At 37.3% G+C, this 13,908-nt stretch carries 14 protein-coding genes; 6 read left to right on the forward strand and 8 right to left on the reverse strand.

All coding sequences use genetic code 11. The features are described from left to right. Positions 1–29 precede the first annotated feature (29 nt). The 3 genes from E4661_RS11845 to E4661_RS11855 all read left to right on the forward strand — a co-directional run bounded on the left by E4661_RS11845 (position 30) and on the right by E4661_RS11855 (position 3,530). Positions 30–1,130, forward strand: a complete 1,101-nt coding sequence (locus tag E4661_RS11845) for a DUF4407 domain-containing protein (RefSeq protein ID WP_136467618.1) — start codon at positions 30–32, stop codon at positions 1,128–1,130. 343 nt (positions 1,131–1,473) lie between these two features. Next, the gene (locus E4661_RS11850) at positions 1,474–1,857 is read left to right on the forward strand and encodes a hypothetical protein (RefSeq protein ID WP_136467620.1); all 384 of its coding nucleotides are present in this window, start codon (positions 1,474–1,476) and stop codon (positions 1,855–1,857) included. 32 nt (positions 1,858–1,889) lie between these two features. Then, positions 1,890–3,530, forward strand: coding sequence for a hypothetical protein (locus E4661_RS11855; RefSeq protein WP_136467622.1), 1,641 nt, complete (start codon positions 1,890–1,892; stop codon positions 3,528–3,530). Positions 3,531–3,602: 72 nt separating this feature from the next. Here E4661_RS11855 and rfbD read toward each other — a convergent pair whose 3' ends face one another. From rfbD to rfbB, 4 genes are read right to left on the reverse strand one after another with little or no spacing between them, the layout of a single operon-like run. Further along, positions 3,603–4,472 (reverse strand): dTDP-4-dehydrorhamnose reductase, encoded by an 870-nt coding sequence (gene rfbD / locus E4661_RS11860; protein ID WP_136467624.1) that lies wholly within the window; start codon positions 4,470–4,472, stop codon positions 3,603–3,605. A gap of 12 nt (positions 4,473–4,484) precedes the next feature. Further along, on the reverse strand, positions 4,485–5,033 hold the full coding sequence (rfbC, locus tag E4661_RS11865; protein ID WP_136467626.1) for a dTDP-4-dehydrorhamnose 3,5-epimerase: 549 nt from the start codon (positions 5,031–5,033) through the stop codon (positions 4,485–4,487). A 3-nt stretch (positions 5,034–5,036) separates the two neighbouring features. Continuing rightward, positions 5,037–5,897: a glucose-1-phosphate thymidylyltransferase RfbA gene (gene rfbA / locus E4661_RS11870; RefSeq protein ID WP_136467628.1), complete on the reverse strand. Its 861-nt coding sequence runs from the start codon at positions 5,895–5,897 to the stop codon at positions 5,037–5,039. Positions 5,898–5,908: 11 nt separating this feature from the next. Then, a complete protein-coding gene (gene rfbB, locus E4661_RS11875) occupies positions 5,909–6,946 on the reverse strand; it encodes a dTDP-glucose 4,6-dehydratase (protein WP_136467630.1) in 1,038 nt (345 codons plus the stop codon). 225 nt (positions 6,947–7,171) lie between these two features. On the opposite strand from rfbB, the gene E4661_RS11880 reads away from it, so the two are divergent. Next, a complete protein-coding gene (locus E4661_RS11880; protein WP_136467632.1) occupies positions 7,172–8,305 on the forward strand; it encodes a hybrid sensor histidine kinase/response regulator in 1,134 nt (377 codons plus the stop codon). A gap of 54 nt (positions 8,306–8,359) precedes the next feature. Here E4661_RS11880 and E4661_RS11885 read toward each other — a convergent pair whose 3' ends face one another. After that, positions 8,360–8,860: a hypothetical protein gene (locus E4661_RS11885; protein WP_136467634.1), complete on the reverse strand. Its 501-nt coding sequence runs from the start codon at positions 8,858–8,860 to the stop codon at positions 8,360–8,362. Positions 8,861–9,289: 429 nt separating this feature from the next. Next, positions 9,290–9,814: a hypothetical protein gene (locus tag E4661_RS11890; protein WP_136467636.1), complete on the reverse strand. Its 525-nt coding sequence runs from the start codon at positions 9,812–9,814 to the stop codon at positions 9,290–9,292. Between the two features lie 427 nt (positions 9,815–10,241). On the opposite strand from E4661_RS11890, the gene E4661_RS11895 reads away from it, so the two are divergent. Both E4661_RS11895 and E4661_RS11900 read left to right on the forward strand, forming a co-directional pair. After that, complete coding sequence (locus E4661_RS11895; protein ID WP_168796366.1) at positions 10,242–11,078, forward strand: RNA polymerase sigma factor; 837 nt, start codon at positions 10,242–10,244, stop codon at positions 11,076–11,078. A 76-nt stretch (positions 11,079–11,154) separates the two neighbouring features. Beyond that, positions 11,155–11,496 carry a hypothetical protein gene (locus tag E4661_RS11900; RefSeq protein WP_205728954.1) on the forward strand — a complete coding sequence of 114 codons (342 nt, stop codon included), beginning with the start codon at positions 11,155–11,157 and terminating at the stop codon, positions 11,494–11,496. Positions 11,497–11,904: 408 nt separating this feature from the next. On the opposite strand, the gene E4661_RS11905 is transcribed toward E4661_RS11900, so the two are convergent. Both E4661_RS11905 and E4661_RS19635 read right to left on the reverse strand, forming a co-directional pair. Continuing rightward, positions 11,905–13,113: a glycosyltransferase family 2 protein gene (locus E4661_RS11905; RefSeq protein ID WP_136467640.1), complete on the reverse strand. Its 1,209-nt coding sequence runs from the start codon at positions 13,111–13,113 to the stop codon at positions 11,905–11,907. A 153-nt stretch (positions 13,114–13,266) separates the two neighbouring features. Then, positions 13,267–13,902: an acyltransferase gene (locus E4661_RS19635; protein WP_136467642.1), complete on the reverse strand. Its 636-nt coding sequence runs from the start codon at positions 13,900–13,902 to the stop codon at positions 13,267–13,269. Between the last annotated feature and the right edge of the window lie 6 nt (positions 13,903–13,908).

Raw genomic sequence — 13,908 nt, forward strand, 5'->3', positions numbered from 1 at the left:
CTAATCATCAATCAAATTAGAACACTATCATGTTACAACGCTTTTTTATCTTCTGCTCTGGAGCGGATACCCAAATTTTAGCCACTTGTTCCAACGGAGAACGCAATAAATATGCTGGTATTGGCGCCACGGTTTTCTTTACCGCGGTCATGGCATTTATAGCCAGTGGTTATGCCTTAAATACGGTTTTTGACAATATCTATACCTCAATTTTCTTCGGATTGATTTGGGGGTTATTGATTTTCAATTTGGACAGATACATTGTCTCCACCATAAAAAAACGGGATAATTTCAAGAGTGAACTGCTCCAGACAACGCCACGAATCATATTGGCCATAATCATTGCCGTAGTGATTTCCAAACCGCTTGAAATGAAGATTTTTGAAAAGGAAATCAATCAGGTTTTATTGGAGGAGAAAAACGCGATGACGCTAGCCAACAAAGAGCAATTGGCCTTGCAATATACCCCCAAGATTCAAAGCTTAAATCAAGACATTGCCGCCTTGAAAACAGAGATAGCAGAAAAAGAAGCAGAGACCAATGCGCTTTACGATACCTATATTTCAGAAGCCGAAGGAACGGCAGGTACCGGTTTACTAGGAAAAGGTCCAGTCTACCAGGAAAAACGTGAAAAGCATGATGCCTATTTAGCGGAATTACAACAGCTCAAAGAAACCAACGGGGTCAAAATTGCTGATATCGAATCGCAAATCGCAGCCCTAAATACAGAATACGAAAGTGTAGTAGCAGGTTCGCAACCCATTATCGATGGTTTTGATGGACTCATGGCAAGAATCAATGCCTTGGGTAAGCTTCCTTGGTTTCCTTCCTTTTTTATATTTCTTTTGTTTTTGGCCATTGAAACCGCACCTATCATTGCCAAACTTTTGGCGCCCAAAGGAGAGTACGATTACAAGTTCGAAGAACAAGAAAGCGTGGTCGCCACCTGGGTGACTCAAAAAGTAGCGCAGCGTAAGTTATTGTTCTCTACTGATGGTGAACTCAACCAAAAAATCTACGAGGACATCAAAAACGAAGAAGAACTCTATCGCTACAAAAAGGAAAAAGCAGAGGAATTGCTTAAACTTCAGGCAAATGCCTTTCATAATACCCAGATAAAAGGACTCTAAATAGAAACGACCTTAGCTCCTTAGGTGTCCACTTCAGTAGACGGAAAGGGTAAACCATCCCTTCCGTCCTTCGTACACCTTCCTTTTCTTCGCTAAAGCTTCGAAAAGGGAAAGAACCAAAACCACCTTTCCCCTCATCCGTCAACTCAAAACGGGTATCCGTCAATTGACCCATAGTTTTTAAGCCGACATTTCCAAACTTCACTTACCTGTACTGAACCTTTCTCACAATTATATGATAGACTTAAGTATATCTCAAAACAAAAAATCATTCTCGCCAAACTGTCGTGAAAATCTTGTTGAAGGATTAAAGGTATGGTTGGTAATTAAACCTCTTCAATTTATGTTTACTGATAAAATGGAAAAACATGCTTCAGAGTTGCAAAATTGTAAAGAAGGAAGTGTTGGTTATGATATGCGCCTAATGCTCAAAAAACATGAATTGAAAGTAATTCCAAAATTTGAAAACCACGATTTAAAACATCTTTTACTTGGTTACGGAATGACTTCAATTGAAGAAATAAAAATGCAGATGTTTTTACTTGGGAATGGAAATTATACCATTTACTGTCTGCTTTTTGTAGCATCAGGCATCCTCTTTCCAAAAGATTGGCGAAATTTTTATTTTGAATACAGAAAAGGTAAAAAAGCTTCTTCCATACTCGACCTATCAATATATGACTGTATGAACATGAAAACTGAAGAATTGAAAGCTATTTATAGCTAAGGTACAGCCCTTGACTTTTTGGCTATTAAGCAATGGTGAATATCAACAATGTTGGCAGTAATCAAAACACTGGAATAAAGGAAATGAAAAAAAACATGCTTTTAATTTTAGGAGGGTTTGTTGGGATATTGATTTTGTTTTTAGCGATATATAGCCAGTGGTGTAAAAACAACAGAGAAACCACCATTTCTGAAGGGGAAGGTTCAATTTCCTCAGAAAACAAAAAAATCTTTGCTCAAAATGATACTGTTAACCTAAACGCTGAATACTTTAAGATATACGGAGATAATGCTTCAGGTGATTCGTTTGCGATAGAATTTTATGAACCAGAGCCGACAGGAGATTTTTATGCACATATGATTCAACTAAAGGGCTCATTGTATGTGAAAACAATTCCAAAAATTGTATATGATATCGCAAATAGTAGACATCATACTCCAATAGCAGATTTAATTCCAATAAACATAGACTCTTTATCGAAAAAACCGATTTACTTAAGAAATAAGTTTAGCAACGATGAAGAAACATATATAGTGCTGGAAGTTGTCCAAAACAAATTGGCAAGAATGACATACGAGTTTGGAATTCAAAATACAGGTATATGCATTCCCGTTCATTTTAACGGAAAACCCACAATGATGTTTTTCATTTTTAATAATATGAATGGCTACTTAATGAAGACTAGAGATGGATGGGAAGGCAAAATAGGAGCAACAACCTTTACAAGCGAGTATTTTGAAGAAACTACGATTTTCTTGCCTAGAGATATGACTGCTTTTCAAAACTTAAAACTATTGGAAAGATCTTTTTATTATGAAGCAGGTGATTTTGTTATTGAGAAAGGACAGGTGTATAGCCGCCGTATTTTGAACAAGCCTTTGTTAAAAACAACAATGGATACTTTATACTCAGTTGGCAAAACACATTACAAAAATCTAATAGTTGGAGAAAAAAACAATAAGAAATATTTGTTTAATGGTTTACTACAAGATATTACCCCTCCTGATGGTTTTCGAGCTATTGGCAATGGCGAAATATTTTCTGTTTTAGCCAACGATAATAAAGTGTATTCTATAAATGACATTGGTACGCTATCAAAAATGGATAATTTAGAAAAAATGAAAGAGGGTGACACAGACGAATATCATAACTATCAATATGAGATAAAAGAAAGAAATGAAACTTCATTTTATATTACCTGTAAAGGAGGATACGGAACCAATAGTTTATTGGAAACTTATAGAACAACACCAATAAGTAAATTAGGACTTGCACAGGAAGTTACTTTTGTGAACAACAAAAAAAGAATACGTGTTTCAACAAGAAACATATATGAAATACATAACTATTTAGTAGCAGAGGTAAATGGATTCTATGGTTTATATGAATTTGACAACATAGTTAATTACAACTTTGAAGAGGGTATGGAAGAAGTTGTCGTAAACACAGAACTAACATCTTTGCTACCAAATAAATACACACAAATGTATGCCCATGAAATGACACAACTTGTGTTTTTCGAAAAAAAAGGGTTAAAAGGCTATTTTCCTTTGCATGCGAGAGGGAGATATAAAGAACTATCACCTTTTATCAATAATGCTTTTGCTAGATTTACGTTACCAGATGGAAAAAAAGGGTGGCTACAGCATAATGGGAAAGAGTATTTTGATTAAGTATATAAGAATTTTAAACTTTTAAGTTTCGGAAAAAGAGTTTCTTTCCTTGCCATGCCAGGATGACAAAAACTAAATATTGATTCTGGAATACGCCTTTAAGGCAACTGCAAGACTATCTTTCCAATGTGGAATTTGAAGTCCAAAAGTGTTTTTGATCTTGGATTTATCCAGAACGCTGAATTTGGGTCTTTCTGCGGGAGTTGGGTATTCTTCCGAACGAATAGGTTTTAGGTTGATGTCTATTTTATACTGCTGAAAAATTTCCTTGGCAAAATCGTACCAACTTCCTACCCCTTCGTTGCTATAATTGTACACCCCATAATCAATGCTATGTGCTTTGATGATATGTAAAACCACATGGGCCAAATCCAAAGCGTAAGTCGGAGTTCCTACTTGATCATAAACCACTGAGAGCTCATCTCTTTCAGCTCCCAATTTGAGCATAGTTTTCATAAAATTATGTTCATGTTCAGAATACAACCATGAGGTACGGATGATAAAATGCTCTTCCAAATTATTGATAATCGCCCGCTCACCTTTGTATTTGGTATCGCCATAAAACCCGATAGGTCTGGCAATATCTTCTTCCAAATAAGGGGTGTTCAAGAAACCATCGAAAACGAAATCAGTGGAGATATGAATCAATACCGTACTGCTCTCATTACAGTTCATGGCCAAATTTCTAGCTCCGGTCACATTGATACGATAGGCCAAATCATTTTCTGATTCTGCCTTGTCCACATTGGTAAAAGCTGCACAATTGATACAATAGGCGTAGTTGGATGAAACCAATTCTTCGTGCACAGCATCAAAATCGGTAATATCCAATTCTGAGGAGGATTTGAACACAAATTCCAAATCTTCAGCCTGTCCTTGGGAAGCAATGGATTTAAATGTACTTCCCAACTGCCCTGATGCACCTGTCACCAATATTTTCATACTTCGTATTTATTAATGTGGAACCGCTTCCTTAAAAACGGGTAAAAACTTGTCTTTTTCTGAAATGATCAATTCTTCTTCATCCAATATCCAATCGATATTAAAGGTTGGGTCATTATAAATGATTCCTCCTTCGGATGCTGCGTTATAAAAGTTGTCACACTTGTACGAGAACTTAGCCGTATCGCTCAAGGTCACAAAACCATGGGCACAACCACGGGGAATGAACATTTGTTTTTTGTTGTCCGACGAAAGTAAAGTCGAGACCACCTTTCCAAAGGTATTTGACCCTGGTCGAATGTCGACCGCAACATCCAATACCTCACCGTCCAGCACACGCACCAATTTGGCTTGGGCATGCTCTCCTTTCTGAAAATGAAGTCCTCTTAAGACTCCCTTTGTGGATAGCGATTCATTATCCTGTACAAAAAAAGGTTTTGCCCCGGTCAACAACTCGAATTTCTCTTGATTGTAGCTTTCAAAGAAGTACCCTCTTTTATCCTCAAAGATTTTGGGCTCAATGATAAAACAGCCTTCTATTTCGGTCTTGTGTACTTCCATGCTTTATGATAAAACTTCTAACAATCGCTTGCTGTAACCACTTTTCAAAAACGGTTCGGTAAGCTTCTTGAATTGATTTTTGGTAATGTATCCCATTTTGTAGGCCGAAGATTCAATGGCTCCTATTTTAAGCCCTTGACGTTCTTCAATCACCTGCACAAATTGGGATGCTTGCATCAAGGATTGGAAGGTTCCGGTATCTAACCAAGCCGTACCCCGATCCATAATGCTAACCTTGAGTTTTCCTCTTCGTAAATATTCTTGATTGATGTCCGTTATCTCCAATTCTCCCCTTGCGCTGGGCTCTATATTCTTTGCGATTTCCACCACATCATTGTCATAAAAGTAAATTCCAGGAACTGCATAGTTCGATTTTGGCTTTTCTGGTTTTTCGGCAATGGAAATCACTTTTCCATCCTCATCAAACTCAACCACACCATAACGTTCTGGGTCATTAACGTGGTAGGCGTAGATAATACCTCCATCTGGATCATTATTGGATTGCAACAACTCGTCCAATCCCGTTCCGTAGAAGATGTTGTCACCAAGAATAAGGGCCACCTTATCATCTCCAATAAATTTTTCACCTATGATAAAAGCTTCCGCCAACCCGTTAGGTTCATCCTGTACGGCATATTCAAATCTACAACCGTATTTTCTGCCATCACCCAACAGGCGTTGGAACATAGGTAGATCATGTGGGGTTGAAATAATCAAAATTTCCCAAATTCCCGATTCAATCAAGGTTGAAAGCGGATAATAGATCATGGGTTTATCGTAAATGGGCATCAACTGCTTGCTTACCGCCAAGGTGATGGGGTGCAAACGTGTTCCTGAACCTCCTGCTAAAATTATTCCCTTCATCTTTTTTTGGTTTAAGCTAAGCTTTCGCTTTTGTTATTGATGAACTTGTTCAAATACCAATCAATGGTTTTATCAATACCGCTTTCAAAATTCTCGTCAGCTTCCCATCCCAAATCATTTTCAATTTTTGAAGCGTCAATCGCATATCTAAAATCGTGTCCGGCCCTATCCTTCACATAAGTGATCAGATCTTTATAGGATGCACCTTCGGGCCTTGGATGTTTTTGATCCAAAAGATCACATACCGTCTGTGCAATGTAGAGGTTGTTTCTCTCGTTACGGCCTCCTATATTATAGGTCTCTCCAGAAACTCCCTTTTCATAGGCCAGAGCAATACCCTTACAATGGTCTAAAACGTACAACCAATCTCTAATATTGGAACCGTCTCCATAAATCGGTATGGGTTCTCCAGCTAACGCTTTTCGAATTATTGTTGGAATGAGTTTCTCATCATGCTGCTTTGGGCCATAATTGTTTGAACAATTGGTGGTCACCACATTCATGCCATAGGTATGGTGGTAGCTTCTAACGATAAAATCTGATGACGCTTTTGAAGCACTGTACGGACTGTTGGGCGCATAGGGTGTAGTTTCCATAAATAAGCCTTCTTTCCCTAAAGTTCCATACACCTCATCGGTTGAAACATGGTGGAATCTTGAATGTTTATAGGCTTCTTTGTATAATCCTGGGCTCACCATCCAATATTTTTTGGCCACGTCAATTAAATTGAAAGTTCCCAAAATATTGGTCTGCATAAAGGCATCCGGATTGGTAATGGAATTGTCCACATGCGATTCAGCAGCAAAATGGATAACCCCTTGGATATCATATTTCTGAAAAATATCTTCGATGAGTTTTCGGTCGCAGATATCACCTTCAATAAAGGTATATCGATCATGACCATCTACCTCCTGTAGGTTCTTAAGATCACCAGCGTAGGTAAGGGCATCGATATTGACCAAATGGACATCCGTATTCGCTTCTAAAAAATAGGGCACAAAGTTGGATCCTATAAACCCCGCTCCTCCCGTAACTAAAATATTTGTCATACAGATTTTGCTTTCGTATTACTTGCTTTGTAAATATAATCCTACTTTTTATGGTCGTTCAATTATTGTTGTGAATGGCTGGTTTTTGTTGGTGGAACTCTTTAATATAGGTTTTAAAGCTACGCAAACCAATTTATATGGCTCTAATATTCGCTTTCTGACAGGTAAACCTGAAAAACGTAAAATCTTTTTCCTACTTTAGTAATGGACTCTTTTATACCTTAAATGGAAAACCAAGTTACGGAAAAACCCTATATCCTGGCTGTGGATGATGAACAGCTGAATCTTGAACTCATCCGATTTATTCTAGAACGAAACGATTGTCACTTTGAAGGCACAAGTGACGATGATTACTTTTTTGAGTTATTGGAAAAAAGAAAACCAGATCTTATCCTTCTGGATGTGATCATGCCGCGCATAGAAGGTTTTGAGCTTTGTGAAAAAGTCAAAGGGTTTGAAGAATACAAAGATATTCCCATCATTTTTTTGACAGGAAAGGTGAATATCAAGGATAAAGTAAAAGGTTTTGAAGTAGGTGGGGTTGATTATGTGACCAAACCCTTTAACGAACAGGAGCTTGTGGCGCGCATTCAAACCCATGTGGAATTAAAAAGGGCCAGGAATCAAATTGAAGAGCAAGCCAAAAACTTAAAACAATCCAATGATCTAAAGGACAGGATGTTTTCTATTATTGGTCATGACCTGCGCTCCCCTTTGAGTGCCGCGAAGTTGAAAATGGACTTTATCATGAGGGGAATCATTGACCCCAAGGACGATGAATTCTTGGATGAAACGGTCTATGATCTTTTAAAGACTATGGATGAAGCACTCAACTTGCTGCAAAACTTGCTAGGTTGGGCAAAGTCTGAAAGTGATCAAATCCAGATGATTCCCGAGAAACTAAACCTTAATGATTTGGTTGAGCAGACATTCCGGCTCCTAAAATTGGGGAGCGACCACAAAAGTATTCAGATGTTGAACAATGTTCCCGAAGGGATTTTTGCCTTTGCCGACAACAATATGATCAAAACGGTGCTTCGGAATATTGTCTCGAACGCCATAAAGTTCACGCCAGTGGATGGTGCTATCAAAATTAATTATAAGAAAGCTAAAGATCGGGCTGTTATAGAAATTGAGGACAACGGCAACGGAATTCCCAAAGAAGACATTAAAAAAATCCTGAACCCAAACGAACATTTTAGCAAATTGGGTACAGAAAAAGAACCAGGAACCGGTCTGGGACTTATTCTTTGTCAAAATTTTGTCCAAAGAAACGGAGGTGCTCTAAAAATCAAGAGTCAAGTTGGGGAGGGTAGTACGTTTTATTTTGACCTGCCTATGTATTCTGATCAGGACTGATTTAATCCTTACCATTTTAATATGTGTAATGGTTACCATTGTTGTGTGCTGTATTTAGATATTCGTCATTGAGCCACCAATTACTTGTAATAATGGTTGCATTTTTTTATCATAGTCTCTAATTTCTCTTACAATAATATCTGTAATAATTAGTCGCCCATTTATGTTTTTAGCGGTTGTATAATAATATTGAGTTTCCTCATCAACTTTGAAACTTTTTGTTATGAAAGTGTCAGATATTTTTAAGTCATCATAAGGTTCATATGCCCCTTCTGTTACAAACTTATCATACAAATCCAATTTTAGGTTTTCAAAAAACTTACTATCAATTTTTACTTCATTGTTAGCTTTGTTTTCATAATTCACAAGTGACATTTGCAATCTCCCATCATTTGTTTTTGCTCGAAATCTATCGCTTTCAAAGGGAATCCAATCTACTGGTAAATTTACTATAATAAAAGTATCGATTAGATGCCTTTTAAAATCTGTAACGAATTCAAAACTTTTATCTTTTTCTAGTTTCTTTTTATTCTTACGAAATGAAAATAAGCTCATATAAATTATTTAATTAGTCTATAGTCGGTTTTAGTATCGCAGCTAAAAATCGTTTTAATAATTGTTAAGCATCCGATACCGAAACACGTTTGGCACAGGTAAGTGAAGTTCTAGGTTTTTGACTTAAAAATTATGCACCAATTGACGGATGCCCATTTTGAATTGACGAATGAGGGGAAAATCAGTTTAGATTCCTTCCCTTTTCTTCGACAACCTGTCCTCCGCACGAAGCTTCGGAAGGAGGAAGCTTCGAAAAGGAAGGTATTGCACTTATCGGTTTGTATAAGCTTCAGTTTGGGAGAAAGGGCGGCAGCCTTTTGAACCGTATTAAAGCTGGTTTAAATATCGTGAATTAGTTTTTTATAGTAGAACCCAAATTGAGTTTATGCGTTGTTACCTAAGGTTTTATTTGTTTGAAATTCAGAATGACTACTGGTTTATAGTTTTCCAATTAGTTTTAGTGTTTATTATTCCAATAGTAATAGCTATAACACTTCCAAAGCTTGCTCCCCAAATAGAACCTCCGACCCAAGCATATGCTAACATATCTTTGGTTTCAGTAGGAACCATTCGAAATGTGCTTTGATAGAATTCAGGGCTTAACAATGCTAATCCTAATGCGATTATTCCACCAATAGCCCATAATAAATATATATTCGTTGTGATTTTCAATAGTTGTTTCACTCCAAAACTCAATGATGCATTTCCTTTCGTTATGACACTAAAAGAGATAGAATAGATTAAAGAAAAAATGATTCCATTTAAAAGTCCTTCAAATATTCCTTGTGCGATGCATGCTCTCCAAATATTTTCAAAATCCCACCTCATTATATTTTTAAAATAAATAGGACTTATGTAACCGTTGATTAAGTTAGTTGTACCTCCTATGAATGCTCCTAAAAATATTGTGAATAGGATGATGAGTATCGTTGTTCTAAAGCTTTTTAGTTTCATTTCTAATGTTACGTAACGTTTAAGATATGGTCCGTTTAATGAACTATATCGTCCGATACTAAACTAAATTCAGCACAGGTAAGTGAAGCTCTAGGTTTTTGACTTAAAAAACATGTGTCAATTGATGAATGCCCGTTTTGAATTGACGAATGAGGGGAAAATTTGGTTTGAGTTTCTTCGCTAAAGCTTCGAAAAAGAAGGTGGATTGACACTTTGTATGCAAACGGAAGGTATTGCACTTATCGGTAACGTATAAACGCAGTAGCGGATTTTATACATCTACTTTTCGGTTTAGCAATATACTTAAATAAATGCAAAAATGGTTTGAGTTTACACCTAAACCGCTATTGTGTTTATGCAATGTTAGCCACTGGTTTTTATTCGTTTTGTCACACTTCGTATCTTTCAACTGTCTAATTTAATGAGTATGGATAACAAACTTAACATATTGGTCAAAAAAGCCAATTCAGGTGATAGGAAGTCTTTGGAATTGGTCATTCTTGAAATCAAGAATTTGGCATATAATCTGTCGCTTAAAATGTTGTTGTTTCCTGAAGATGCCAAAGACGCCACCCAAGAAATTCTAATAAAAGTAGTTACTCGTTTAAGTACTTTTAATCATCAAAGTCATTTCAAAACTTGGGTATATCGAGTTGCAACGAACTATCTTCTTAACCATAAAGGAAAAAAGTCAGTTGAATTTGCAATGCCTTTTGAGGATTATGCAAATCTTATCGATTCAGGTCAGTCAGATGTTGTTCGATATGCAACCAATGAGGGCGAGCTTTCCCTTTTAGAAGAGGAAGTAAAAGTCAGTTGTACACAAGGTTTGTTACTTTGCTTAAAATCAGAAGATAGGTTGGTTTATATCCTTTCTGAAATATTAGAATTCAATGGTAATGAAGGTGCCGAAATTCTTGGAATCAACCCAGAGAGTTTTAGAAAGAAGTTATCCCGTTCGCGAGAGAAAATCAGAAATTTTCTGAATAATAAATGTGGTTTAGCAAACGCTAAAAATCCTTGCAGATGCAACAAAAAGATTGATTTTTTAATCAATCAGAATGTAATCAATCCTAAAAGTTTACGATTTGCCGAGTTCACTCAAAGAAGTATCGATTTAGTCAGTCAGATTGGTAATTTGGAAAAATCCGTTGCTATTTATCATTCAACTCCAACTATTCCTGCGCCTGCAACGATTATGAAAGCCATAAAAGAAACCATTTTAATAGATAAGAAATATGATAAACCAAAACTTCGTTTTTAAACAATTTGCTATTATAACCTTAATTGTTAGTATTTGGATTAACATTTCTGAAGTGTTCCGTTATTTTGTTTTCGTGATGCCAAGAGTAAAGTCCTTTTTTGGAAATCAATATGGAATTGCAGAAATGGATTTGGGGGTTTTTTCCATTTGGGGATTTTGGGATACGTTGTTGACGGCAGTTTTGATATTCATTTTTTGGTTGTACGCTAAATCTTTCGGCAATAACAATAAGTCAGTTTTGGTTTCCAGCACACTGGTTTGGGTGTCAGTTTTCGTTATTTTTTGGGTTGCTACTGCCAATATGGGATTATCAAACTGGAAGATTCTTCTAATCACACTTCCTTTAAGTCTGTTGGAAATGATTGTAGGCGCTTGGATTGCCTCTAAATTATATGCAACTAACCGTTGGTCGTCTTAACTTGTGGCTAACGTTTAAACTAAAAATCGTTTTAATGATTCTTTAGCAACCGATAAGTGAAGTTCGGGAGATTTTCACAAAAAAATTAAGGCCAATTGACGGATGCCCTTTTTGAATTGATGAATTAGTGGTAAAAAATTGATTTGAGCTCTTTCCCTACCCTTCGACAGACTCAGGGTGACAGCAAAGGTGGACGAAGGATGGAAGGGATAGATTCCGTATCAAGTACGGAATGACATATTACACGGTTTTAGCCTTTCTGTCCACTAAAGTGGACACAGGAGTATCTAAAAAAATATGGTTTTCGTCAAACTGAACTTGTTTCAGTTTCTCATAAATACTTGGTCATATTGTTGAGATTCTGAAATAAATTCAGAATGACATTTTACTTTAGACTTCAAAATACAATCAAGCAACCGCCTCAGTGCCTGCTCCGCGTTGCGCGCGTTCCCATTTTACCGATTGGTTTCCTTTAATATATCTGCCAAATCCAAGATAAACGGACAGGTTCATGATAAAAAAGTAGTACGGGATAAAAAGTATTTTTAATCGAATCTGCCTGTTTTCCAAAAACCACCCCAACAAAGCGGCAGCGTAGAACAACACTTGCCCCCAAAATAGAATACTGAACAACCCTAGGAAAAACAGTCCTTCATTTTGTGCCAACACATAATTCATGGGAATAATTAAAAGCAATAATAGCGGAGTCAAAGTCCAGCGCAATACGCGATGAGAAACATATTGAAAGGACAACGTTCCATATTTGAAGAAATTCAACAATGCCCTCAAGCGAACCACAGACTGAATTCCTCCAGCTGAAATTCTGATTTTTCTTTTGAGCTCTTCCTTTACATTGGCCGAAGCGGTCTCAATAGCATAGGCCTCTGGATTGTATTGAATGGTATAGCCAGACATAGCAACTCGCAACGAAATGATAAAATCATCCAACAAGGTATCTTTTTCCACTTCTTGCCATAATTCTGTGCGAATGGCGAAAAGTTCTCCTGCTGCCCCGACTACGGAATAGAGTTCCGCATCCCATTTTTTGAGTTGTGATTCGTATTTCCAATACATGCCCTCACCAGCACCCGCTGCGCTATCAGCTTCTTTGGAATAGATTCGTTTTTCTCCGGAAACGCAGCCTACTTTTGGGTTTCTGAACAAGCTAACTATTTCCCTAATCGAATTCTTCCCTAAATCGGTATTGGCATCTGAAAAAATAACTATTGGAGTTTTCACGAATTGTACCCCACGGTTCATGGCTGCGATTTTTCCAGCTCTTTCATCTTTATGATAAACGGTTACACCTTCATATTGCTTTAATAAATCGGGAGTTCCATCATCTGACCCATCGGTTACCCAGATTTGGGTGACCTTATCTTGCGGATAATCCAAACTTTTGGAGTTTTTTATTTTCTGATCTAAAAAATCCTTTTCGTTAAACGCGGTAACAAAAAGGGTTACTTCAGGTTCATAATCTTCATTTCCTTGGAATGGTTTTGCCAATCCCAAAAGCCTCCTCACCTTGATTATAAGGAACAACAGGATTCCATATCCTAAATAGGAATAAAAAATAATAAACAACGAAATCCAGAAAATTACTTTTAAAACTTCCATTATATCTCTTTAAAAATTATTTAAACTCCTTCCCTTTTAAAGGGAAGGTGGATTGATGCCATGCATTAAGACAGAAGGGATAATTTCACCCTTTCCGTCCACTCAAGTGGACACCTTTCCCTAAATAGGGAAAGGAACTTAATCGCACCCCCATTAAACAACTACCAATTCTTTTTCAACTCGTTCCCATTCCCCAGTATCAGGATTGAACGTCTTGATTACCTTAGCCGGATTGCCCACTGCAACGGAGTAAGGAGGAATGTCCTTGGTGACAACGCTCCCCGCCCCTATTTGGCACCTTTTACCTATGGTAACGCCAGCTAGGACTACCGAGTTGGCACCGATATGGGCTTCATCTTCTATTACTGTTGGCTTGATATCCAAAGGTTGGTCACTTGAGTTTTTAGACCCATCTGCAAAGCCATGGTTAAAGCCCGAAACAAAGACATGTTGCCCCAATCCGGAACCATGTCCCATGACCACTGGACCAATAACCACACTTCCAATTCCAACCCTTACCTTATCTCCCAGAATAACATCTCCAGAACCATTATTTACCGTACAAAACGACTCAATGGTCGTCAATTCTCCCACATCAAATCGATTCCAAGGAAAGACATCTATTCTACTGTTTCTTCTTATGGTGGAACCTTTGCCTCTTTTATGCTTGAGTGGATTCAAAAACCAGCGCACCCATAACCTAGGTCTGGGATTCCGTTTGGGAGCAATTAATCTAAGCGCCAATTGCTTGGTTTTTGGGTTGGATTTTATCTTACTAACTATTCCCATAACTAA

The organism is Flagellimonas onchidii (genome assembly GCF_004804315.1).
Taxonomy (GTDB): Bacteria; Bacteroidota; Bacteroidia; order Flavobacteriales; family Flavobacteriaceae; genus Flagellimonas; species Flagellimonas onchidii.

What these genes read in the sequence shown, in the direction of transcription:
- E4661_RS11905 (WP_136467640.1), bottom strand. Translation starts at nt 13,113, where the DNA reads ATGGAAGTTTTAAAAGTAATTTTCTGGATTTCGTTGTTTATTATTTTT.
- rfbA (WP_136467628.1), bottom strand. Translation starts at nt 5,897, where the DNA reads ATGAAGGGAATAATTTTAGCAGGAGGTTCAGGAACACGTTTGCACCCC.
- E4661_RS11885 (WP_136467634.1), bottom strand. Translation starts at nt 8,860, where the DNA reads ATGAGCTTATTTTCATTTCGTAAGAATAAAAAGAAACTAGAAAAAGAT.
- E4661_RS11850 (WP_136467620.1), top strand. Translation starts at nt 1,474, where the DNA reads ATGTTTACTGATAAAATGGAAAAACATGCTTCAGAGTTGCAAAATTGT.
- E4661_RS19635 (WP_136467642.1), bottom strand. Translation starts at nt 13,902, where the DNA reads ATGGGAATAGTTAGTAAGATAAAATCCAACCCAAAAACCAAGCAATTG.
- E4661_RS11895 (WP_168796366.1), top strand. Translation starts at nt 10,242, where the DNA reads ATGGATAACAAACTTAACATATTGGTCAAAAAAGCCAATTCAGGTGAT.
- rfbB (WP_136467630.1), bottom strand. Translation starts at nt 6,946, where the DNA reads ATGACAAATATTTTAGTTACGGGAGGAGCGGGGTTTATAGGATCCAAC.
- E4661_RS11855 (WP_136467622.1), top strand. Translation starts at nt 1,890, where the DNA reads ATGGTGAATATCAACAATGTTGGCAGTAATCAAAACACTGGAATAAAG.
- rfbD (WP_136467624.1), bottom strand. Translation starts at nt 4,472, where the DNA reads ATGAAAATATTGGTGACAGGTGCATCAGGGCAGTTGGGAAGTACATTT.
- E4661_RS11845 (WP_136467618.1), top strand. Translation starts at nt 30, where the DNA reads ATGTTACAACGCTTTTTTATCTTCTGCTCTGGAGCGGATACCCAAATT.
- E4661_RS11890 (WP_136467636.1), bottom strand. Translation starts at nt 9,814, where the DNA reads ATGAAACTAAAAAGCTTTAGAACAACGATACTCATCATCCTATTCACA.
- E4661_RS11900 (WP_205728954.1), top strand. Translation starts at nt 11,155, where the DNA reads ATGCCAAGAGTAAAGTCCTTTTTTGGAAATCAATATGGAATTGCAGAA.
- E4661_RS11880 (WP_136467632.1), top strand. Translation starts at nt 7,172, where the DNA reads ATGGAAAACCAAGTTACGGAAAAACCCTATATCCTGGCTGTGGATGAT.
- rfbC (WP_136467626.1), bottom strand. Translation starts at nt 5,033, where the DNA reads ATGGAAGTACACAAGACCGAAATAGAAGGCTGTTTTATCATTGAGCCC.